This is a genomic window from Flavobacterium sp. UMI-01 (assembly GCF_019656315.1).
In the GTDB taxonomy this organism is placed as follows: domain Bacteria; phylum Bacteroidota; class Bacteroidia; order Flavobacteriales; family Flavobacteriaceae; genus Flavobacterium.
Genome location: NZ_BPLU01000003.1, coordinates 36,531 through 57,548, shown reverse-complemented (window position 1 = coordinate 57,548; position 21,018 = coordinate 36,531). Strand labels below are relative to the sequence as shown.

Sequence of the window (21,018 nt, the reverse complement as noted above, 5' to 3'; positions counted from 1 at the left end):
CATTGAATTTAGCTATTAACTTTCCAAGTATAAGATTCGTCTTCAAAAATTTCTTTACCAAAAACAGGGGCTTTTTCTTTTATGGCTTCCACCAAAAATTCCAAAGCTTCATATACGACTTTGCGTCTTGGAGCAGAAACAAAAACAAACAGGCAAATCTCACCCGCTTTCACTGTGCCCAAACTGTGGTAAATGTGCATACAGGTCAAATCGTATTTGGCAAAAGCAGCTTCTCTAATTTCGTAAAACGATTGCTCAGCCATTTCTTCATAAGCCGTATATTCAATTGCGGTAACGGTTTTACCATCAATAACATCTGCACGAACTTGTCCTAAAAAAATATTATGAGCGCCAATAGTGGTCTTACTTTGGTGTTTTGCAATCGAATTTCCAATAAAATCCGATGTAATTTGTCCTTGAATAAAGGAACTTTTTTTGGGTTTATCTGTTGCCATATTTTTATTTAATACCTTTTATTATTTATAATCACTTCGACAAGCTCGGTGTGACAAGTGTTGTTTTATTTCATCATTCTTTACAAACCGCCAGATTTCATACAAGCGTTAAGATTATGAAAATTTTCAAAAAAACTCAACAAGCTCAGTTTGACAAGCATTTTTAAATTTTGTTTTTTTTAAGGAACCGAATCCCTTTTTCTAAATGAAAAATTAATTCAAATCCTTGTTTTTTAAGATAGTTTAAGGCTTGTGAACTTCGTTGTCCTGTATTGCAAAACAATATAATTTCTTTTTTTTTATCTAGGGTCTGACCCCCTCTTTCTAATTGTTCAAGTGGTATTTGAATGCTATTTTTAATCGAAAATTCTGCAAACTCATTTAACTCTCTAACATCAACTACAACAACATTCTCTTGTTCTATTTTTTCAAAAAAACTTTCAGGGGTCAAGTTCTCAACGGTTTGTTTTTGATGAAAAAGCAAACTACCATTAATACGACTCTTTTCGATGGCTTTTGGATTTTTTGCGAAAGCTATTAACTGCGTTTGAAACTGCAAGGCGTCATATACCAATAGTTTCCCTGATAACACCTCACCAATACCCAAAATAATCTTCAACACTTCCGTGGCTTGAAAAGTACCTAAAGCATTAGGCAAAACCCCTAATACCCCCATCACTTCACAATTAAGTGCTTGTTGCAATCCCTCTTTTTCAGGGAATAAGCAACGATAACTTGGTCCATTTTGATAATTAAAAACCGAAACCTGCCCTTCAAATCGGTAAATGGACGCATAAACCACTGGGATTTTTTTATAAACCGCCACATCATTAATAAGATAACGTATGGCAAGAGTATCCGTACAATCCACAATAAGTTGGTATTCCGAAACCACTTCAAACGCATTGCTCGAATTAAAAAACCTAGGATATACTGTCACCTGAACGTCAGGATTCATTTCAGCAATCACTTGGGCTGCGGTTTCCGCTTTGTTCTTGCCACAATGTTCCAGCTTATACAATAGTTGTCGGTGTAGATTGCTTTCATCAATCACATCGCCATCTACAATCCCAATATGTCCCACACCGGCAGCCGCTAAATTTTGCAATACAGGACAGCCCAAACCACCCGCACCAATCACTAAAACACTAGCCTCACGTAATTTTTGCTGCCCTTTTTCTCCTATTTCAGGAAGGATGATTTGTCTGTTGTATCTCATTTTATTTATTAACTACAGAGGAAACGATGAAAACACAAAGCACTCAACGATTATTTCACTTATTTATGATTGGTTATTCAAATTAATCATTAAATCGACTATTATTTTCTTACCCCCCTGCAAAAGGCGGTAAAAAGGCAATGGTATCTTCAGTCTTAATTTGGGTTTCAATGGCAGCTAAACTCTGATTTACAGCAACCGAATAGGTCGTTTTTTTCAAATCAGGATAATTGGTTTCCATAATCGTTTTTAAGGTAGCCACCGAAATAGGAGTTTCGTCCAACAACAGCTGTTCTTCCTTCTTATTGGTGATATCGGCAATCAAACCAAAATATTTAGCATTGATTCTCATTATTGTATTTTTTTATATTCTTCGGGAGTATTAATATTTCGTACTTGGTTTTGCCATTTTTCAGGTACCACCAATGTTTGATGGGATAAATCCTCTACTACTTCACGCAACTTTAATTGTTTAGCAGCAAGATGTTCACCAAAAGCAATTTTACAGGAACGATCATAAATGGCTATCAGCGGACTAGCTTTTTCACCTGCTTGCACCTGTGACATCATGTACAAATCCTCATGTTTATCCGCTAACCATTGCAACAAATCAGTTGAAACTAAAGGTGCATCTACACTGAGAACAAAATTGAGTTTGGTTTTTGAATGTTTCAAAGCGGTAAAAATTCCGCCAACAGGACCTTTGTCATCAATCAAATCTTCAATTCGAGAAAAACCTAAAAAATCATAATCGGAATTCGCTGACACAATCACAATATTACTCCCCACAATAGGTTGCAAAGCTTCACAAATATGACTCACAAAAGGTTTCCCTTTTAAAGAAAGTAATCCTTTATCGGTTCCCATTCGCGAACTCTTTCCTCCTGCCAGTATGTAGGCTGTAATGGCGTCTTTCATTCTTTATACGTTATGTTATTAAACTTCAAATCGCTTTTAACTTCCAATTTTTACTTTCCAACCTCTAATTTATGCCCCCTACCTAAGCTGTTGCGTATAATTTATAAATCGCTATTGCTAAAACGGTCGCTAATACGTTTTTCAACACAACCGAATTGAATTTTTTGCTTCCATAATAGGCTCCAAAAAAACCGCCCACAAAAACAATCCCGATTAAAGGCAAAGAGGATTCAGGTAATGCCCCACCTTTGGATATGAAGCCTGTCATTCCTGAAATCGAATTGACCAATATAAATAAAGCCGAAACAGCCGCTGTTTGCTTCATAGTTCCCCACCCCATTAAAATAATCACTGGACTTAAAATGATTCCGCCCCCAATCCCAATGAGTCCTGACAAAAAGCCTATAATTGCTCCTACTATCAATGCCGCATATAAATTAATTGGTATTAGTTCTGTTTTCTCTTTTCCTAAAAAACCTAGTAAACGCAATACTGCAAAAATCAATACCGTTGCTAATATTATTTTATAGTAATAACCCGAAACGGTCAAATAACCTCCTAAAAAAGAAAAAGGCACTGAGGCAATCGCAAAGGGATAAAATAAATTCCATTTGAACTCTTTTTCTCTAAAGTAAAAAAAGAACGATAGCCCTGAAACTAAGATATTTAAGACCAAAGCCGTTGGTTTCATAAAGGTTTCAGGAAAAGCAAATGCACTCATCAATGCCAAATACCCACTAGCTCCTCCATGACCTACACTCGCATACAAAAAAGCCACTACTGGCAACAACAGTAACAACAATGGCATGTTCAAAATATCTACCATAATTATAATTTGTGTTTTTTTAATTCCTCATCCAAAAACGTCCAACAACTAGCATTGATAGTTTCAAATGCGTCTATCAACGACTGTCCATAAGGTGTCAGAACAGTCCCGCCTCCTTTATTTCCTCCTACTTGAGTGGCTATCAAAGGATGTTTAGCTGCTTTATTAGAAGCATCAACCAATTTCCAAGCTTTTTGATAGGACAATTCCATGGCTTTGGCTGCTTTGTTTAACGAACCTGTCTCTCCTATCAATTTTAATAATTTGACACGTCCTTCACTGATAAGAATCCCTTCTTCAGTTTCAATCCAAATTTTGCTTTTTATCTTCAAAAGAATTGTTTATTTCGTTATACGTTTGCAAATATAACGAAACTTTTTTCTAAAACGGAATAAACTAGCTATAAATATGACGCTCCTACGGATCTGAATTCAATTTACAATTCATTACTTAGCTTTTTTTACAAAAAAAAACACAATCATTACAATTATGGCTGTAAATTTAAGTAGGTTGGCATGACATGATCTTATAAATATTTTATAAATCCATCACTACAACTAATCCAAAAATAAACTAAATTATATATTTTTAAACCTGAAAAGTTGTTTAAGCAAATTTTCTAATTCTAACTTAAATGTCCTTTTAGCAATTGCAAATCATTTGCAGACGCATTTTTAATAAATAAAGAAAATTTGGTTCCAATTATTTTTTTATGTTTAAATTCGATTTTCATTTCATTTCCTAAAATTTCTAATTCCGTAATAACATATTTACTAAAATATGAATAATCACTTTCATTTTTACACTTTAAAATAAATGGAATACTGTATAAATTTTGAGGAAAATTATTTCTTCCAACAAAATAGACTTCATCATTATAAAAATAAAATTTGCAATAATTAAACTCACTACCAAAACCCACGAGCACATTTCTGTAAGTATATGAAAATATCTCCATATCATCAGTTTGCAAAGTTTTTGAATTAATATTTTCGGACACTTTCTTAATATCCCTCCTTAAAGCGATATAGAATTTCAAACCATTCCCTATGATGATACAGATTATAAATGCTTGAAATACTATTACTATCGAATCCATAACACCCAACTATTACTTACTAACTAATCAAAATAGATTATCAAACAAACTTTAATTCAAGGATTTTTTATTCTTTTTAAATCACAAATACCTCAACAACATCACCCTTTGCCAGTTCATACCCACCATCTTCCACATACACCAATCCATTCGAAATGGAAAACGTATTGAGCATGGACGAATTTTGATGAGATAAAACCGTCACCTCATCCCCTTGAATGTATCCTTTTAAAAATTGGTTCCGAGCATTGCTTACCGTAAAATTATGGGTTAACTTTTTAGAAACCGTTTGACCAAAATCTGTTGTAAAACCGGAGATAATTTTCAAACTTGGCAGTACATACACATAAAAACAAGTTAACGAAGCCGCAGGATTTCCTGGTAAGGCAAAAACCATTTTATCGTTGTATTTTCCAGCAAATAAAGGCTTGCCAGGTTTTTGCTTGACTTTGTAAAAAAGAGTTTCTACTTCTAGAGCTTCTAATGCTTTGGCCACAAAATCATAATCTCCCACTGAAATACCACCTGAAATCAAAATCACCTCATTTTCATCCAATGCCTGTGCAATTTTAATCTTAGTGTTTTCAAAATCATCATCAACCTTATAAATAGTAGCATTCCCAAAAAAAGATTCTTGCAAAGCTATAGCGAGCATAACCGAATTGCTTTCATAAATTTTTCCGTAACTCAAAGGCAAACCAGGAGCTACCAATTCGTTTCCGGTTACTAAAATTCCAACACTAGGTTTTTGATAAACCTGAACATGCGTAAGACCAAGCCCTGCTAAAAAACCAATACAGGCTGCATTTAATAACGTCCCTTTCTCAAGAATTAATTCTCCTTTTAAATTTTGTTCCCCTATTGGTCGGATGTTCACTCCTTGTTTTGGCGGTGCTTCTAATTGTAACTTAGTACCATTAACTGTAACTTTTTCTATTTGAATAACTGCAGAGGCCGAATCAGGTACGGGGGCACCTGTAAAAATCTTAACCGCTTGACCTGCTTGCAATTCCACTTGATGAGCATCACCTGCTTTAATTTCGCCCACAATCTCATATTCCACACCCTCATAAAGTCCTAAGGCAAAACCGTCCATTGCCGATTGTCTGAAAGGAGGCATACTTATCGGCGCATATAAATCTTCGGCTAAAATATGTTTACTGGCTTTTTCTAAAACAACTTGTGCCACTTTGGGATTTGGAAGTGCATTTTTTAATATCGAAAAAGCTTCTTCAATGGTTACCATAATACTTCTTTTTAATTTGTTTCCAAAAATACGATTCCATTATGATTTTTCACTCCAAAGTTGTATTTCAATATTTTCGCGATTCTTTTTTTATCATCTTTGGTGACGCCTTAGTCTATTTTTTGAAACACAGCGATTTTTTTGTTTCCAAAATACCCTTAATCACCCAAAAACACAAAACACCAATTATCAAAAACACAAATAAAAACACTTTTTTATAAAAATTTTACACCAAAAACAAAATATAACACCTAAAAATAATCAATAATTTACCAAAATGACTAACTAAAAAAAACAGTCAAATAAAAATTTTCAATTCAAAATATTTATACATTTACTCCCACTTATAACGAAAGTTGTAAGTACAATTAGAAATAAATTTTAACAAAATCTAACTCAAAAAAAACTTAAAATGAAAAAATTATTTATCGCAGCTTTATTAGTTGCAAGTTTATCAACATTTGCTCAAAAGAAATCAGGTGTTGACAAAGCATTAAACAAAATGACAACAGAATTATCTTTGACGGCAGACCAACAAGCTAAATTGAAACCATTAATGGAAGAACAAGCAGCTCTTAAAGAAGAAACTAAAGCAAATCCTGACCATGCTGAAGAAAACAAAGCGAAAGCTAAGGCTCTTGGAAAACAAATTAATCAAGTGTTTACAGCTGAACAAATTGAATTAAGAAATTCATTAAAAGAAAAAGAAAAAGCTGAAAAAGCAGCAAAACAAGCTAATGCTCAATAATTTATAGTATTTTCTACACCAAAAATCTCGTTTATAAACGAGATTTTTTTTTGCCCCCTCATTCAAGTTCTTGTAATTGCAAACATTTTGTTAATTTACAACCAATCATTAAACCTTTTCATGCTGTGACCATCTTATCTTCATAAAACAATTTAAAACATAAACAAAATGAAAAAACTACTAATTATTGCTTTATTAGCGATAGGTTTAACTGGATTTGCACAAGAAGCAAAAAAGAAAAAAGGTGGAGAAGTTAGCACTGAAATGAGACTTAAAAAAATGAGCGACGAATTAGCATTAACTGCTGATCAACAAAAAAAAATAGCTCCAGTTCTTGAAGAACAAGCAGCTCTTATGAAAGCTATCAAAGAAAATCCGGATAGTAAAGAAGAGAACAGAAACAAAATGAAAGAAACTGGTAAAAAAATGAAGGAAATATTAACTCCAGAACAATTTGAAAAATGGAGAGCTAGTATGGGTAAAGGAAAAGGCCAAGGCCAAGCTGAAGGCAAAAAGAAAAAACCAGCTGAATCTCAAGAATAGTTGATTTCATTTTGATTAAAAAAAAACTTCTGGTGTTGAACCAGAAGTTTTTCATTTTTATAGAAGCCCTCCTTATAGTGTTTTAGCAACTTTATCTATTGCTTGGATAGTATAATCCAAATCTTCATAAGTCAATGCATCGGTAATAAACCACGTTTCATAAGCCGAAGGAGCTATGTAAATTCCTTCTTGTAATAGACCGTGGAAGAATTTTTTGAATGTCTCATTATCTCCATTTCGAGCCGTATTAAAATCGACTACAGCTTGTGAATCAAAGTGAACAGATATCATTGAACCAACTGTATTTATCGTAAAAACAATATCGTTTGCCTTTAAAACTTTGTCGATTCCAGCTGCCAAGTAAGCTGTTTTATCAGCCAAACGCTGAAAAATAGCTTTATCCTCATTCAACGTTTGTAACATAGCTAATCCTGCTGCCATCGCTAAAGGATTTCCAGAAAGCGTACCGGCTTGATAAACTGGACCTAATGGTGCCAAATGATTCATGATTTCGTTTCTTGCAGCAAAAGCTCCTACGGGCAAACCGCCACCGATTACTTTTCCGAAACAAACAATATCGGCATTTATATTTAATAATTCTTGCGCTCCCCCTTTGGCCAATCTGAATCCAGTCATAACCTCATCAAAAATTAGCAGAATCCCATTGGCAGAACACAACGCACGTAATCCTTCCAAAAATCCTTTCGCAGGTGGTACACATCCCATATTACCCGCTACTGGTTCTACAATGATAGCGGCAATTTCATTTTGATTTGCTTCAATTAATGTTTTCACATTTTCGATATCATTATAATTTGCCAGCAAAGTATCTTTAGCGGTACCTTGTGTCACTCCTGGACTGTTAGGAGAACCAAAAGTAATCGCCCCGCTTCCCGCCTGAATCAAAAACGAATCAGAATGTCCATGGTAACAACCTGCAAATTTGACGATTTTATCTCTTTTGGTAAATCCACGAGCCAAACGAATGGCACTCATACAAGCCTCGGTACCTGAATTTACAAAACGAATTTTGTCAATATTAGGCACCATCGAAACGGCTAGAGCTGCAATTTGAGTTTCTAATTCCGTAGGCATACCAAAAGAAGTTCCTAATTTGGCTTTTTCAATTACTGCTTGCACTACAGGTTCAAATGCATGTCCCAAAATCATTGGTCCCCATGAATTGATGTAATCAATCAATCGGTTTCCGTCTTCATCATATAAATAGGCACCTTGGGCTTTTTTTACAAAAATAGGTGTTCCACCTACTGCTTTAAAGGCTCTTACAGGTGAATTGACTCCTCCAGGAATAACTTGCTCGGCTTGAGCAAAAAGCTGACTACTTCTTTGATATAACATTGCTTATGGTATTGTTCTTTTAATTGATTTTTAATTGTTGGCCAATAGATAACGTATTATCCGAAAGATTGTTTTTTCGCATGATGTCATCTATGAGAACATTATATTTTTTGGAAATTGAGTATAATGTCTCTCCTTTTTGAACTTCGTGATAGGTTCCTTTAGCGTAATTATTAACTACAGCCGAAGTATATTTTTTTCCCAAAACTTGTGCATCATATTGTGCCAATTCATAGGTTTCTATATAAGCTATTAGTTTATTGGGATATTGTGGGTCAGTAGCATAACCCGCAGCTCGTAACCCTTTGGCCCAAGCTTTATAATCATCTTTAGGCAAATTAAAAAGCCCTGCATACCTATTACGACTTGTTAAAAAAGTTGCATGGTCATCAAACGATTCGGCTGGATTTCTGTATTTTCTAAAACATTCTTGTCGGGCATCATCATCATGCCTCACGCTATCCCCTAACCAATCGTTATGGCATTTGATACCAAAATGATTGTTGGCATTTTGAGACAAATCACTTTTCCCTGCTCCTGATTCCAATATTCCTTGCGCCAAGATAATACTTGCCGGAATACCATATTTTTTCATATTACTCATAGCCACTTCTTTGTATTGAGTTACATAAGAACTTACTACGGCACTCCTACTCATTCCCGCAGGGGCTGAATTCGATTTTTTGGATGTCGAAGATTTAGAACTTCCTATAGTAGATTTTGTAGTATGGCAACTAACGAATGCCATGAGAGTAAAAAATAAAATGATTTTCTTAATCATGTATTTGTATTAAAGGTAAATTTTTGTTTTTCAATTTTATATTCATTCCTGCCACTCCTTGCAAACCCCCAGTATGAATTACTAAAATAGTACTGTTCTCTGGGAAATAGTTTTTTTCTATCAAATCCAAAATGCCATACATCATTTTTCCAGTATAAATAGGATCAAGCGGAATTGCATTTTTTTGGTAAAAATGATTGATAAAAGCAATTAATTCAGTGGTGACTTTACCATATCCACCAAAATGATAGTCTTGAATTAACGACCAATGGCTATTTTGCACAAAAGTACTAATTTCATCTTGTAAAAAATCGCCTTTTAAAGCAGGAAATCCTAAAACTTTCTGGTGTGGCAAAACACTATTGATAATTCCCGAGATAGTTCCACCAGTTCCCACAGCACAACAAACATAATCAAAATTGGCATCTTCAGGGGTTAAAATTTCTTCACACCCACTTATTGCTAGTGCATTTGTACCGCCTTCCGGAATCAAATAAAACGCTCCCCATTTGGTTCTCAAATCAGTCATTAATTTTTCATCATCTTTAGACCTATAGGCTTCTCGGGTTATAAATTCAAATTGCATTCCACATTCCTGAGCAAACTTCAACGTGGGATTTTCTTGAATCTTAGTGGCCAATTCTTCTCCACGGATAACGCCAATAGTTTTAAAATGTTGTTCCTTACCAGCAAAAGCAACTGCTGCTATGTGATTAGAATATGCCCCTCCAAAGGTTACTAAGGTAGTCGCATTTTCTTTTTTTGCTTCAAGCAAATTGTATTTAAGCTTCCGAAATTTATTTCCAGAAATAAAAGGATGAATCAAATCCTCACGCTTGATGTAAACGGAGATATGGTTTGGAAAATCAATTAATATCTGCTGGTTCAAGTTTTTTTACAAAGGTAAAAATTAAAACATATTAGTACCTTTAAAGTTTTAAACCCTATAGCGTTTTTAAAAAATCTTTAATGGTTTACAAAAAACTTGACAAAGCGGTACATCTCTCTATTCTTGAGATAGTCTAAGTTGCTTTCGTTCTCGTAAGCTTCTCTTTCAAAGCTAATGTTTCGATATGCTAGATTGCGGTTTTTATATTGGAACCACCTGAAAAAAAATTCGCACACATACCACACGTAAAAAGGCAAAATTAAAAGTTCTATTTGTTGTCTGAGGTGAATTTTTTCATGATTTACAAATACAGGATTCTTTTTGTCCATAGCGTGCTTAATAAACACAAACGGAAACAGGGTTAAACCCCGAAATCCCTTAGGCGTTAAATATTTTGTAACAACAAAAAACATTCCTTTTAAAAGTTATAAATTTGTAGAGTTACCCAATCAAAATTGGGACTTACAAAAAAGATGATGCAACAAAGTAATGAAAATAAATTAATTGAAGGAGAAGATTTTTATTATACTCCCGAAGGCTATAAATGTTTAACCGAAAAATACCACCTAAAACGAGGGTATTGTTGCAAAAATGGCTGTAGGCATTGTCCCTATGGTTTTGACAAAAAAACAGGAAGAATCAAAAAATAGCAACGGGGGTGATGCTCTTTATAAAACCCCAGTTTATCGGCATGATTTTTGAGCTACTTAATAGACATTCAATACATTAAACATAGTTCAACACCTTAAATACTACGATTATGAAAACACTAAAACTTATACCACTGCTATTGGTTTTTTTATTAAGTTCTTGCAGTAGTATCCATGTAAATGCAGATTATGATTCAAAAGCTGATTTTACACAATATAAAACCTACGCATTTCACAAAAACGGGATAGATAAAGCACAAATTTCAGAACTTGATAAAAAAAGAATTTTACGCGCCATAGATGCCGAACTCACCAGAAGAGGATTTGATAAAAGCGAAAACCCTGATTTCTTAGTTACTTTTTTCACAAAAGAAAAAGAACGATTAGATGTAAACCAATTCAACGCTGGATGGGGTTGGGGATGGGGATGGGGTTGGAATCCATTCATGTGGGGCGGCAATACTTATGTAAGTTCTTCTACCGAGGGCACTTTATACATTGATTTTATTGATGCTAAGAAAAAAGAACTCGTATGGGAGGGTGAAGGAATTGGCGTTCTAACAGAAAACAGAGCCAAAAAAGAAGAACAAATCAACGCATTTGTAACAAAAATTTTATCTCAATTTCCACCATCTGACTTAAAAAAGTAATTTTAAAAGACAGCTTTTCGTTAATTTATCCTTATTTTTACCATTAATGAAAAACAACATTATCATAAATACCTCTTCAATTGACATTAGTATGGGTCATACTATTGAGGTGTTTTTTATATAAGTCAAGCATTAACTTCATAAACAAAACCTCTCTTCTGGGAGGTTTTTTTATACAAAAAAAGGAAACAAATGGATTTATTTGACGAAATTCAAGCTGCTAAACTACAATTAGAAAATGTAGTCCCTAACACTCCCCTCACCCACAACCTAAACTTGTCTGAGGAATTTGGCGCCACTATTTTATTAAAAAGAGAAGATTTACAAATCGTGCGTTCCTACAAAATCAGAGGAGCTTACAACAAAATGAGTAGTCTCCCCGAAACCGATAGTGGTAAAGAAATTGTTTGCGCTAGTGCGGGTAATCATGCCCAAGGAGTAGCCTATTCGTGCCATTTACTCCAAATCAAAGGCACCATTTACATGCCTAACACCACACCCAAACAAAAAATCAAACAAGTGCAATTGTTTGGCAAATCGTATGTTGACATTGTTTTGACAGGTGACACGTTTGATGATGCCTTTGCCGCAGCTATGGAAGATGCTAACCAAAACAACAAAATATTTGTACATCCTTTTGACGACCTCAAAGTTATTGCGGGTCAAGGTACTGTAGGACTCGAAATTTTAGACAGTTTTAAAAAACCTATCGACTATTTGTTTATTCCGATAGGTGGCGGTGGACTGGCAGCGGGAGTTTCGACTGTTTTCAAAAAATTAAGTCCTTCTACACACATCATTGGAGTCGAACCTCAAGGAGCGCCTGCCATGAAAAACTCCATTGCTTCGGGCCAAAATAGTGTGTTACACACCATCGATAAGTTTGTTGATGGTGCAGCGGTAAAACAAGTAGGACATCATACGTTTGAAATTTGTCAAAAAAACCTAAGAGATATCGTATTGGTTCCCGAAGGCAAAGTGTGTACCACCATCCTGCGTTTGTACAACGAGGAAGCTATGGTTGTAGAACCGGCAGGGGCTTTGACCATTGCGGCACTTGATTTTTATAAAAACAAAATCAAAGGAAAAACCGTAGTTTGTGTGGTAAGCGGGAGTAATAACGACATTGAACGTACCGCCGAAATAAAAGAACGCTCTTTGCTCTACGAAGGATTGATGCACTATTTCTTGATTCAGTTCCCGCAACGACCAGGTGCTTTGAAGGAATTTGTAAACGACATTTTAGGTCCTAATGATGACATCACCTATTTTCAATACAACAAAAAAACCAACCGTGAGGTGGGAACGGTGGTCGTGGGATTGGAATTAAAAAACCGCAAAGATATCGAATCCATCAAAGTCAATATGACCAACAAAGGTTTTGAATTCAAATACCTCAACGAAATGCCTGATTTATTCACACAGTTGATTGGGTAATATTTATTTCCAATAAATGCTATTTTTGCAAAACACTAACTTATAACAATGCCATTACCAGATATTACTACATTAGACGACATCAAACTCCTTGTAAATACCTTTTACGATAAAGTTCAAAAAGACGACTTGATTGGCCCTATTTTCAATCAAAAGATTGGACATCGCTGGGCCGAACATCTGGAAAAAATGTACCGTTTTTGGCAAACTATCTTATTAGAAGTACACTCTTATTCTGGGAGTCCGTTTCCTCCACACAAACATTTACCAGTGGAAAAAGAGCATTTTAACCGTTGGATGGAGATTTTCACAGATACTGTAAATGCATTATTTGAAGGTACAATTGCTGATGAAGCCAAACTAAGAGCCAAAAATATGGCTGAGATGTTTCATTATAAGATTGAATATTTTAGAAATGAGGGAGGTAAAGGATAATTAAATGACAATCATCCCTTTATCTTTCGATTCAAATCAGCTTCTTGATCTAAAATTTCGCCGTCGTATTGCAATTTCCAACCCATAGTTTTGGTGATTATCAACAATTTTGATAATTCAGATATCAATCGATTCTTAGCGTTTTTCTGCAGGGAAGAATTGGCTACTTTTTTAGCAATATTAGCTTTGGCAATTTTGGCAATTTTGTTGTAATCTTCCCCAGTGAATTCGTTTAATCGACTGGATTCTGTGTCATAGTATTTTAGGTCGGTGCTGATTTTAATTTCTTCTTTTGGGATTTTTATAATGGTCAGCACTTTGTTTACCGAATCGATTTGGTACTCAATTAAACTCAAATCAAAACCCACGGTCACATCAGCATTGACTACTACCAAGGCTTTTTTCTCAAAGGAAATTAAACTTCCTAAGTATTTTTTATCGTCTTTATAAGTAAGTACTTCGGCAAAATGACCTTCGGTAACAACTAATTTACCCACATTCTTTATTTGCTGTTGTATTAGTGCTGTATTGTATTCAACTGTAGAAGTATCCTCTTTTTTAGAAAAATATTGGTAAACCCAAAATAATAAAAAACCAATAATGATTAGTATTACCCATTTTCTGATTTCAGCAAGACGATTCATGTGATTATATTAGAATTCAAGAACGAAGATACTAAAGAAAAACGAACGTGCTGAATCAAATCAAATTATTTCGTTGGGCTTTTTGAACGGCTTCTAGTTTAGAATGCACTTGTAATTTGCTATAAATATTTTCAATGTGTTTGCGAATGGTCGATGGCGACAAAAACATATTTTGCGCAATAACAGTATAACTTAATCCTTGAGCTAGTTGTTCTAAAACATCGATTTCTCTAGCGGTAAGATTAAAATCTTCTTGATTATCAAGATTAAAATCGACTGGATTGCGCAAGAGTTTTAGCGTTTTCATCGCGATTGAAGGATTCATAGCAGCACCACCATTTAAAGTCTCCACGATTCCGTTGAACAAGGTATGAGGGTTTACATCTTTCAACAAATAGCCATCGGCACCCGCTTTTATGGCATTAAATATATTTTCGTCGTTATCAAAAACAGTGAGCATGATAATTTTGATATGAGGATACTTTTGTTTGACTAACAAGGTGGCCTCGATTCCATTCATCACGGGCATTTCGATATCCATTAATAACACATCGAGATGGTAGTGGTTCTCTAATTTTCCCATCAAATCATTCCCATCGCAAGCTGTAAATTTGATTTCTACTTCTTCAAAAAAAGATAATTTTTCTTTGACTGACTGAATTAAAAAGTGATTGTCATCTATAATGGCTATTTTCATGGTTCGCTTTCTTTAGAAATTTCAGATAGTAAATGTACTTGTTGTTGGATGATTTTTAACTTAAAATAAATCATCGACACCCAATCTTGTTTTGCGTTCTTTTGTAAATCCTGCTGGGTTTCTTTTTGAAGCCCTAATTGTCCCTCAATTTGTTCCATCAAAACTTGGTGTTCTTTTTTGGACTTAGCGATGGCTTGGATGCAACACATTACTAGTACCAAACCTACTAAAAATAATAAAATTAACAATACACTCATCTTTCATCCTTGTTTTGCGTTAATTTTAATCTTCCAAAAAAACCTGCAATGTTTTTTTGATTTCGGGTAATTCTTCGGGTTGATTTGTTTTCATCAAAGAGCGCGCTACCTTATCTAATTTCTCTGGATGACGTGCTAATTCACTAAGATAAACATCGAGAAATGTTCGCATCCCAATGAGCAACAAAGCCGCTATTATTCCCACATGGTCATGAATGATTAAAAAAAAGAACGGTATAATGGCTAAAAATTGCTGAATGACAATCCGCAAATAAGGTTTCATAAAATACCGATTCAAACTATACTCATTGTATTTTTTATTTTTATAAAAATGGAAATAAAACTGTATCGAATGAGTTGCTATCAAGGAAAGGAACACCCAATAAAATCCTTCTAACGATAGAATAGAAAGAAAGTTACTCGCTTGCAAAGAGGTTGAAAAGCGTTCGTCTTTGATTGCAAAACCGATATAAATAAAAACACTTTGGATGGCTACAAAAAAACCATAATGAAGCAAAAAAAACGGAATCATGAAATAAGACGTAATCCCAGATTGTGTTTTCTCCAAAGGATTGTTACGGAGGATTAAAATCAGTTTTCCTACATGAAACACACCTATGATAATCGTCTCTAACACATACGCAAAAACAATGGCCATAGGATTCGCTTTTCCAAGAAACAACAACACTATTAAAAACAGGGCATTCCAATACACTCCTTGATAGGAAGGTAAAACCGCCACTATTTTACTAAGTTCCCCCATGGTCTGATCACATTTTGTTTACCAAAACCCCATTTTTAAATTCGCCACGGCTCGTTTGTTTGTTAAAAAAACCGTAACCACAACCATCATATTTACCAGCAGCCCAATTGCCTCGATAGAAATCACCAGATTCTTTGAATTTATAAAATCCGTAGCCTGAGAATTGATTTTTATCATTGAATTCGCCCATGTAAACATCTCCATTTTTAAAAATAAAACTTCCTACATGCATCGCTCCATTTACAAAAAGTCCGTAGTATTGATCGCCATTTGGAAATACATAGCGTCCATAACCATTATAACACTGTCCTGCTGTACAACCTGTAGTTGCGCCTGGAATGGTTATATAACCCGCTGTTTTCAGAAAATTACCCTCTTGGTAAATGTTGTGTTCGTATTTGTTTTTTTCTTTGTTAAAGAACACTCCTGCCCCATCGTATTTGTTGTTTTTGTATAACCCAAAATGAAGGTCACCGTTACTTAATATCGTTTCACCATAACCCGACATTTGATTGTTTTCCCAGTTTCCAAAATATTTCGCTCCTGTATTCCACATATATAAACCGTAGCCGTTTTTTTGGCCGTTTTTCCAAAAACCGTCATAATAACCATTGTCATACGTATAGGTTCCCCAACCATCTTGACAATTCCCTCTACATTTTACATCCACACTCATGGGTTGTGGAGAGTTTGGTGTACTTGGACTACTAGGTGTACTTGGATTGCTAAGACTTGCTTGAGAGTTAAGATTTTTATCGAAATCAATATAAACTGGAAAACTCTCGTAATTATTAGTCTCTAATTTAGTAACCGAAATGCTCGTTCGAAGATTGATAGCCTTATTTTTAGTATTCTCAGGTATGGTCGTATAGCCGGTCTTATTGCCTTTTTTATAAAACAATTCCCTAACGGTAACCGACTGTATCAAATTCCCCATTGTTCCATACGTAGGAATCGTCGAAAAGTTATAACGTACTATCCAATTGCCTTGTGTATCGTATTCATATAGCGATACATAATAAATATCCGAACCGCCTTTATTTAATTTTGATATTTTTTGAGAGAGCAATTTAGTCTTTGGATTATTATAAAAACAATACGTATTTAATAAATCCGTGGCTTCCGAAAGCATTAATCCATCAGAAGAAAAACGTTGAGTCAAATTAAAACTACCTGTTGACGTAATGGTTGTAATACCTCCCTTATAACTAAAATTATAATCGAAATCTTTTTTGTTAGTCAAATCCTTATACGTTATTTTCTTGACAGAACCATCGCTGTTTTTCTCCACGTCATTTGTGGGCATAATATAATAACGTTCTGGAGTTACGATTAGGTATTCAACATATTTTTTATCATTAATTTGCTTGGTTTGTTGGGTGTATTTTTTATCATACGAAATAATTATTTTGGAATCACTCGAAGGATATTTAATCGCCGTATTGTAACCGTTTGCATCAAATTCGTACGCTGTCTTTCTTTCAACTCCAAATGTTTTTGAAACACCATTGTAAGAACTGGAAATCTCATTTATTGCAACGACATCATTGGTCACAATATCATAATGTTTTAATACGACTTTGGGGAAGTTTTGTCCCTTAACAAAAGAGAGACTGAATAAGAGGAATAGGGTAAAAAATCGTTTCATAAGTATCAAAATTAAAGTACAATCAAAGTTGAAAAAAAAGGAAGTCACACACCATAAGGCAATTGCCCTATTTGTTTGGATTCCAAAAACTACCTCCCGTTGTATAAAAAGGGCGCCCAATATTTGGGTGATTTGGCTGCTTCACCTATATCACCGTTGATAAAAGCACGTTTGATATCGTTCAAGAACACACTAGCTTGGGCATTTTCTTGAACCACTTTTTTAAACAACATTTGCATGGTTATCGCCGTACTAGCATCATTTACGGGCCACAACGACAGCAAAGTGCTATTGGAACCCGCAATCAAGAAGGCGTTATTCAAGCCATTTATTCCTTCTCCTCCATAGAGTTTCCCTACTGCGGTACTACAAGCACTCAAAACCGTCATATCAGCATTGAGGTTGAGTTTCATAATTTCGGGAGCTAGTAAAAACGTATCTTCCTTGCCATCGCCTCCATTGGGTTGCGAAAACATCACACCACTAAATTCGGGTATCACATCATCAGTAAAACCATGAGTAGAAATAAGGATGTTTTTGTATTGTTTTAATTCACCCAAAAGATTGGCTTTTTTAAAGTTGGATTCACTCATATTCAGTCCTGTTACCACCTTAACATCTTTTGACAGCGTAGCCATAAATTGTACTTCTTTGAGCGTTCCTTCTAAGAAATTGGCACCACCAAAACCTACGGCTTCCAATTCTGGTTTAAGATTGTAATTCCCTTGTTGGATTTTTTTGGTTACCGCATCCGAAACCTTATAAAAATCTTCCATATTACGAACAGTTCCTTTTACATTTCCTGAGGGTTGAAACTGTGCTCCTCCATAAGCCAAAATGGATTTTCGGTCATTACTATAATGGCGGTTTGCGATTTTTTTCCAAATGGTTACGTTAGGAATATAACGCACATTATTAGTACTTACAAAGTATTGGTTTTTGGGACTAATGAAAGCTTCAAAAGGCAAATAATTCAACTCCGAAGCCACACTAATAATGACATTTTTGTATTGTGAAACAAAATCTTGTACGGGTTGCAGGGTCAGATTATACCAAAAATGTAGAAAATCGGCTTGTGGCTTTTGGTAATCGGGTTTGTCTGAATTTTCTAAAACATCACGAGTCCATTGCACTAAAGTAACAAAATCGTCTTTGGTGTAATTGCTGCTTTTATCCGCATAACGCACCAATTTTCCGTTGACATAATCCACATTAAAATCCTGCATGTATTTGTTCAATTCAGAAGGTACTTTTTTGATGCGATCGGTATAAAACTTTTTTAAAGCAATTAAATTCTCAATAGGATAATTGTAGCGTATTTCAGCTTTGTTTTTAGTAATCGCCGTAATAATGATTTCCCCCGGACGACCTATCGAAAAAGTAAGTAGTACTTCCTCATTGGTAAGCATATCCTGTGCATCCTTTATCGTTGCAAAATTTGTGTTGATGTTGAGCAATTCTTTAAGATAACCGCTTCTTGTTTTTTCTTGCATTTCAAAAAGTTTGTCCACCTTATTGGTTTCTTTTAGACACATCATCATCGCCTCAAAAGTTCCCGAAACAGCATTCATGTATTCCAACTTTTGCTTGGCATTCAAATCTTTTTTTACTTTATCAATTAAATCGATGCTTTTTTCAAACTGAACAATCGCATTTGCATACTCTTTTTGCATGTAGAAAACAAAACCAAGGTTGTTGTAGTTGTTTTGCGCTTTTTGAAATTGTTTTTTTGACAAATAATTAGTAGCTACCTCTTCGTTCAAACGCACTGCTTCAGCAAACAAGCCTTGTTTGGCTTTAATCATCGCATAGTTAGTATTAACCGAATTTGACAAGTCATCATCTTGTATTTTCTTTGCCAGATTATAGGCTTTCAAAATATAGTCTGTGGCTTTTTGTTTTTCAACAGGGTCACGACTAAAAAAATTAGTAGCGCCAATGACTCCATAGGCTCTAGCCTTATAATAATCATTGTTGATTTTGTTAGCGGTTTGTTCTAATTGATACGCCATTTGGACTTTTTCCTCCACATTAGTACCTACATCCCCTATCACATTAATTTTATGCATTTGCATATACGCCTGATGTACCGAAGGGAAATGCAACTTTGAATAATCGGCTAGCGCTTCATTGATATCCAACAAAGCCCCACGACTGTCAAAGGAATTTTTCTTGATGGTTGATAAAAAATGTAGCGCGTAACTTCTTTTCCAGTATAATTGAGGATTGTTTTTGCTGCCTTCGATAAAGGTTTCAAATTGTTTTATGCTGGCTGTTGTATTTCTTCCGTAATAATACGTTACCGCTTTGAGTAAGGGCAGCATTTTTTGAAATAACGGATTGGCATTTTTTAAAGTCGAAAAATAAGCAAATTGAGCGTCCAGATTGTCACACTTTAGTCCCTTGGTCAAAATACCGTTTACGCATTGGTCTAAAGCATTGGCCGAATTTATTTTAGACTGAATAAAATTCGTTTGATAATAGGCATTCCATTGATTTTTCAGTCCCGATAAATCTTTCTTGGTAATAACCTCAATTTTTTCGATATCATCAATAATGTCTTTGGGTGAAGGAAAGGTACACAACTGAGCAGCCCATTCTAAATTTTTCATGGCAGTTACTGTATTGCCATTGAGATAGTCAATATAGGCCTGTGTGTAATAGGGATATGACATCAAAGGCTGAATGTTCATTGCCTGAGTATTGGCTAGTTGCGCCTGATTCAAATCTCCTTTTAGGATATGATAGTACGAGTTCAGATAAAAGCCAGCAAACTCATCCGAAAAATTGACCATCAGGCCTTCGCTACCGGATTTCATTTTTGACAAATCATTCGATTTATAACCTTCTAAATAAGTGTTGTAAAAAGCATTGAAATCATTTTGCGCACTTACGACTAATGACCAAAAAAATCCAAATAGAATCGCTATTTTTTTCAAAGACATCATAGAATTGAAATTATAATGGAGTTACTAATTTTCCGTCATCATAATAGCCTTTTTCAATGACTACTCCGTTTTTATCCACTAAAAACCCAAGTCCCTCTCTATAATTCTCATCCCAATAGCCTACGTATTTATTTCCGTTTTTATAGAAAAAAACGCCAAACCCTCTGCGTTCTCCAAACATATATTGCCCGTAATAAGAGTCTCCATCATTCCATACATGAATCATCGGAAAATTTCTGTATCCGTGGATAAAATAGCCTAAAGCATAACTTTTATCGTATTTTTCCATCGTCAAACCTGTTTTTCCATCTCCTTTTTGCAAGGCATATTTTCCAGGAGGTGGTGGATTAAAACCTTTTGGGTCAATTTTACCATTCTTATATTGCTGACTTGAGCTCGGTTTTCCATTGGTTATTTTGAACGACGGACCATCTTTTTCGCCATCTCTGTAGGTAATCAAATCTATCGTCCCCGAATTTTTATCCATTTCAATTAAAGTTCCATCCATTTGGCTACTAAGATTGTAATTTACAAACGATGATTTTCCATTGGTATGCAACACCATATTGGGTCCTACAATTAGTCCGTTTATTCTAAATCCGTACGATACAGCACCGTTAGAATCTGTAAACGATTCGTAAGTAACCATTCCTTTTTTAAACTCTTTTTTTCCTGGTTGTTTGTTAAAATTGGATTGTGCCCAAGTGGTTGTAATGGCTAACAGCAAGGCTAATGGTAGTATTTTTTTCATCATAATTGGTTTTTATTTTGTGAGTTGAAATTAAAAGCGGTTTGTTTTGTAAATG

24 protein-coding genes are annotated in these 21,018 nt (G+C 34.9%); 6 read left to right on the top strand and 18 right to left on the bottom strand.

Annotation, left to right across the window (positions count from 1 at the left end):
- Positions 1-8: 8 nt before the first annotated feature.
- The 8 genes from K5R64_RS01400 to K5R64_RS01365 all read right to left on the bottom strand — a co-directional run bounded on the left by K5R64_RS01400 (position 9) and on the right by K5R64_RS01365 (position 5,763).
- A complete protein-coding gene (locus K5R64_RS01400) occupies positions 9-455 on the bottom strand; it encodes a molybdenum cofactor biosynthesis protein MoaE (protein WP_220760095.1) in 447 nt (148 codons plus the stop codon).
- Between the two features lie 163 nt (positions 456-618).
- A complete protein-coding gene (locus tag K5R64_RS01395) occupies positions 619-1,674 on the bottom strand; it encodes a HesA/MoeB/ThiF family protein (RefSeq protein WP_220760093.1) in 1,056 nt (351 codons plus the stop codon).
- Positions 1,675-1,783: 109 nt separating this feature from the next.
- On the bottom strand, positions 1,784-2,026 hold the full coding sequence (locus K5R64_RS01390; RefSeq protein ID WP_220760091.1) for a MoaD/ThiS family protein: 243 nt from the start codon (positions 2,024-2,026) through the stop codon (positions 1,784-1,786).
- The gene (locus K5R64_RS01385) at positions 2,026-2,592 is read right to left on the bottom strand and encodes a molybdenum cofactor guanylyltransferase (RefSeq protein ID WP_220760089.1); all 567 of its coding nucleotides are present in this window, start codon (positions 2,590-2,592) and stop codon (positions 2,026-2,028) included. The genes K5R64_RS01390 and K5R64_RS01385 overlap by 1 nt, the downstream gene beginning before the upstream one ends.
- A gap of 82 nt (positions 2,593-2,674) precedes the next feature.
- Positions 2,675-3,418 (bottom strand): sulfite exporter TauE/SafE family protein, encoded by a 744-nt coding sequence (locus K5R64_RS01380; protein ID WP_220760087.1) that lies wholly within the window; start codon positions 3,416-3,418, stop codon positions 2,675-2,677.
- Positions 3,419-3,420: 2 nt separating this feature from the next.
- A complete protein-coding gene (locus K5R64_RS01375; protein WP_255580264.1) occupies positions 3,421-3,750 on the bottom strand; it encodes a winged helix-turn-helix domain-containing protein in 330 nt (109 codons plus the stop codon).
- A gap of 293 nt (positions 3,751-4,043) precedes the next feature.
- Positions 4,044-4,517, bottom strand: coding sequence for a hypothetical protein (locus K5R64_RS01370; RefSeq protein ID WP_220760085.1), 474 nt, complete (start codon positions 4,515-4,517; stop codon positions 4,044-4,046).
- 76 nt (positions 4,518-4,593) lie between these two features.
- Positions 4,594-5,763, bottom strand: coding sequence for a molybdopterin molybdotransferase MoeA (locus K5R64_RS01365; protein WP_220760083.1), 1,170 nt, complete (start codon positions 5,761-5,763; stop codon positions 4,594-4,596).
- 412 nt (positions 5,764-6,175) lie between these two features.
- On the opposite strand from K5R64_RS01365, the gene K5R64_RS01360 reads away from it, so the two are divergent.
- Both K5R64_RS01360 and K5R64_RS01355 read left to right on the top strand, forming a co-directional pair.
- Complete coding sequence (locus K5R64_RS01360) at positions 6,176-6,511, top strand: hypothetical protein (RefSeq protein ID WP_220760081.1); 336 nt, start codon at positions 6,176-6,178, stop codon at positions 6,509-6,511.
- A 168-nt stretch (positions 6,512-6,679) separates the two neighbouring features.
- On the top strand, positions 6,680-7,054 hold the full coding sequence (locus K5R64_RS01355; protein ID WP_220760079.1) for a hypothetical protein: 375 nt from the start codon (positions 6,680-6,682) through the stop codon (positions 7,052-7,054).
- A 72-nt stretch (positions 7,055-7,126) separates the two neighbouring features.
- On the opposite strand, the gene hemL is transcribed toward K5R64_RS01355, so the two are convergent.
- The 3 genes from hemL to K5R64_RS01340 are packed head-to-tail and all read right to left on the bottom strand — an operon-like array spanning position 7,127 to position 10,083.
- On the bottom strand, positions 7,127-8,413 hold the full coding sequence (gene hemL / locus K5R64_RS01350; protein ID WP_220760077.1) for a glutamate-1-semialdehyde 2,1-aminomutase: 1,287 nt from the start codon (positions 8,411-8,413) through the stop codon (positions 7,127-7,129).
- Between the two features lie 19 nt (positions 8,414-8,432).
- Positions 8,433-9,161 carry a glucosaminidase domain-containing protein gene (locus K5R64_RS01345; RefSeq protein WP_308443143.1) on the bottom strand — a complete coding sequence of 243 codons (729 nt, stop codon included), beginning with the start codon at positions 9,159-9,161 and terminating at the stop codon, positions 8,433-8,435.
- A gap of 25 nt (positions 9,162-9,186) precedes the next feature.
- Entirely contained in the window at positions 9,187-10,083 is an 897-nt protein-coding gene (locus K5R64_RS01340) for a 1-aminocyclopropane-1-carboxylate deaminase/D-cysteine desulfhydrase (protein WP_220760073.1), read from the bottom strand.
- A 473-nt stretch (positions 10,084-10,556) separates the two neighbouring features.
- On the opposite strand from K5R64_RS01340, the gene K5R64_RS01335 reads away from it, so the two are divergent.
- The 4 genes from K5R64_RS01335 (at position 10,557) to K5R64_RS01320 (ending at position 13,255) form a co-directional block, all read left to right on the top strand.
- Positions 10,557-10,733 (top strand): DUF5522 domain-containing protein, encoded by a 177-nt coding sequence (locus K5R64_RS01335; RefSeq protein ID WP_220760071.1) that lies wholly within the window; start codon positions 10,557-10,559, stop codon positions 10,731-10,733.
- A gap of 110 nt (positions 10,734-10,843) precedes the next feature.
- A complete protein-coding gene (locus tag K5R64_RS01330; RefSeq protein ID WP_220760069.1) occupies positions 10,844-11,383 on the top strand; it encodes a DUF4136 domain-containing protein in 540 nt (179 codons plus the stop codon).
- Positions 11,384-11,575: 192 nt separating this feature from the next.
- Positions 11,576-12,820 (top strand): threonine ammonia-lyase IlvA, encoded by a 1,245-nt coding sequence (gene ilvA / locus K5R64_RS01325; protein WP_220760067.1) that lies wholly within the window; start codon positions 11,576-11,578, stop codon positions 12,818-12,820.
- A 48-nt stretch (positions 12,821-12,868) separates the two neighbouring features.
- Complete coding sequence (locus K5R64_RS01320) at positions 12,869-13,255, top strand: group III truncated hemoglobin (RefSeq protein WP_220760065.1); 387 nt, start codon at positions 12,869-12,871, stop codon at positions 13,253-13,255.
- Positions 13,256-13,266: 11 nt separating this feature from the next.
- Here the strand turns inward: K5R64_RS01320 and K5R64_RS01315 are convergent, their stop codons facing one another.
- The 7 genes from K5R64_RS01315 to K5R64_RS01285 all read right to left on the bottom strand — a co-directional run bounded on the left by K5R64_RS01315 (position 13,267) and on the right by K5R64_RS01285 (position 20,963).
- Positions 13,267-13,899: a DUF4230 domain-containing protein gene (locus K5R64_RS01315; protein ID WP_220760063.1), complete on the bottom strand. Its 633-nt coding sequence runs from the start codon at positions 13,897-13,899 to the stop codon at positions 13,267-13,269.
- Positions 13,900-13,954: 55 nt separating this feature from the next.
- Complete coding sequence (locus tag K5R64_RS01310) at positions 13,955-14,596, bottom strand: response regulator transcription factor (protein WP_220760061.1); 642 nt, start codon at positions 14,594-14,596, stop codon at positions 13,955-13,957.
- Complete coding sequence (locus tag K5R64_RS01305) at positions 14,593-14,853, bottom strand: hypothetical protein (protein WP_220760059.1); 261 nt, start codon at positions 14,851-14,853, stop codon at positions 14,593-14,595. Before K5R64_RS01305 ends, K5R64_RS01310 begins: the two co-directional genes overlap by 4 nt.
- Positions 14,854-14,878: 25 nt before the next feature.
- Positions 14,879-15,616: a DUF6498-containing protein gene (locus K5R64_RS01300; protein WP_220760057.1), complete on the bottom strand. Its 738-nt coding sequence runs from the start codon at positions 15,614-15,616 to the stop codon at positions 14,879-14,881.
- Positions 15,617-15,623: 7 nt separating this feature from the next.
- On the bottom strand, positions 15,624-17,264 hold the full coding sequence (locus tag K5R64_RS01295; RefSeq protein WP_220760055.1) for a hypothetical protein: 1,641 nt from the start codon (positions 17,262-17,264) through the stop codon (positions 15,624-15,626).
- An 89-nt stretch (positions 17,265-17,353) separates the two neighbouring features.
- Entirely contained in the window at positions 17,354-20,212 is a 2,859-nt protein-coding gene (locus K5R64_RS01290) for a CHAT domain-containing tetratricopeptide repeat protein (protein WP_220760053.1), read from the bottom strand.
- A gap of 10 nt (positions 20,213-20,222) precedes the next feature.
- Positions 20,223-20,963: a hypothetical protein gene (locus tag K5R64_RS01285; protein WP_220760051.1), complete on the bottom strand. Its 741-nt coding sequence runs from the start codon at positions 20,961-20,963 to the stop codon at positions 20,223-20,225.
- Positions 20,964-21,018: the final 55 nt, after the last annotated feature.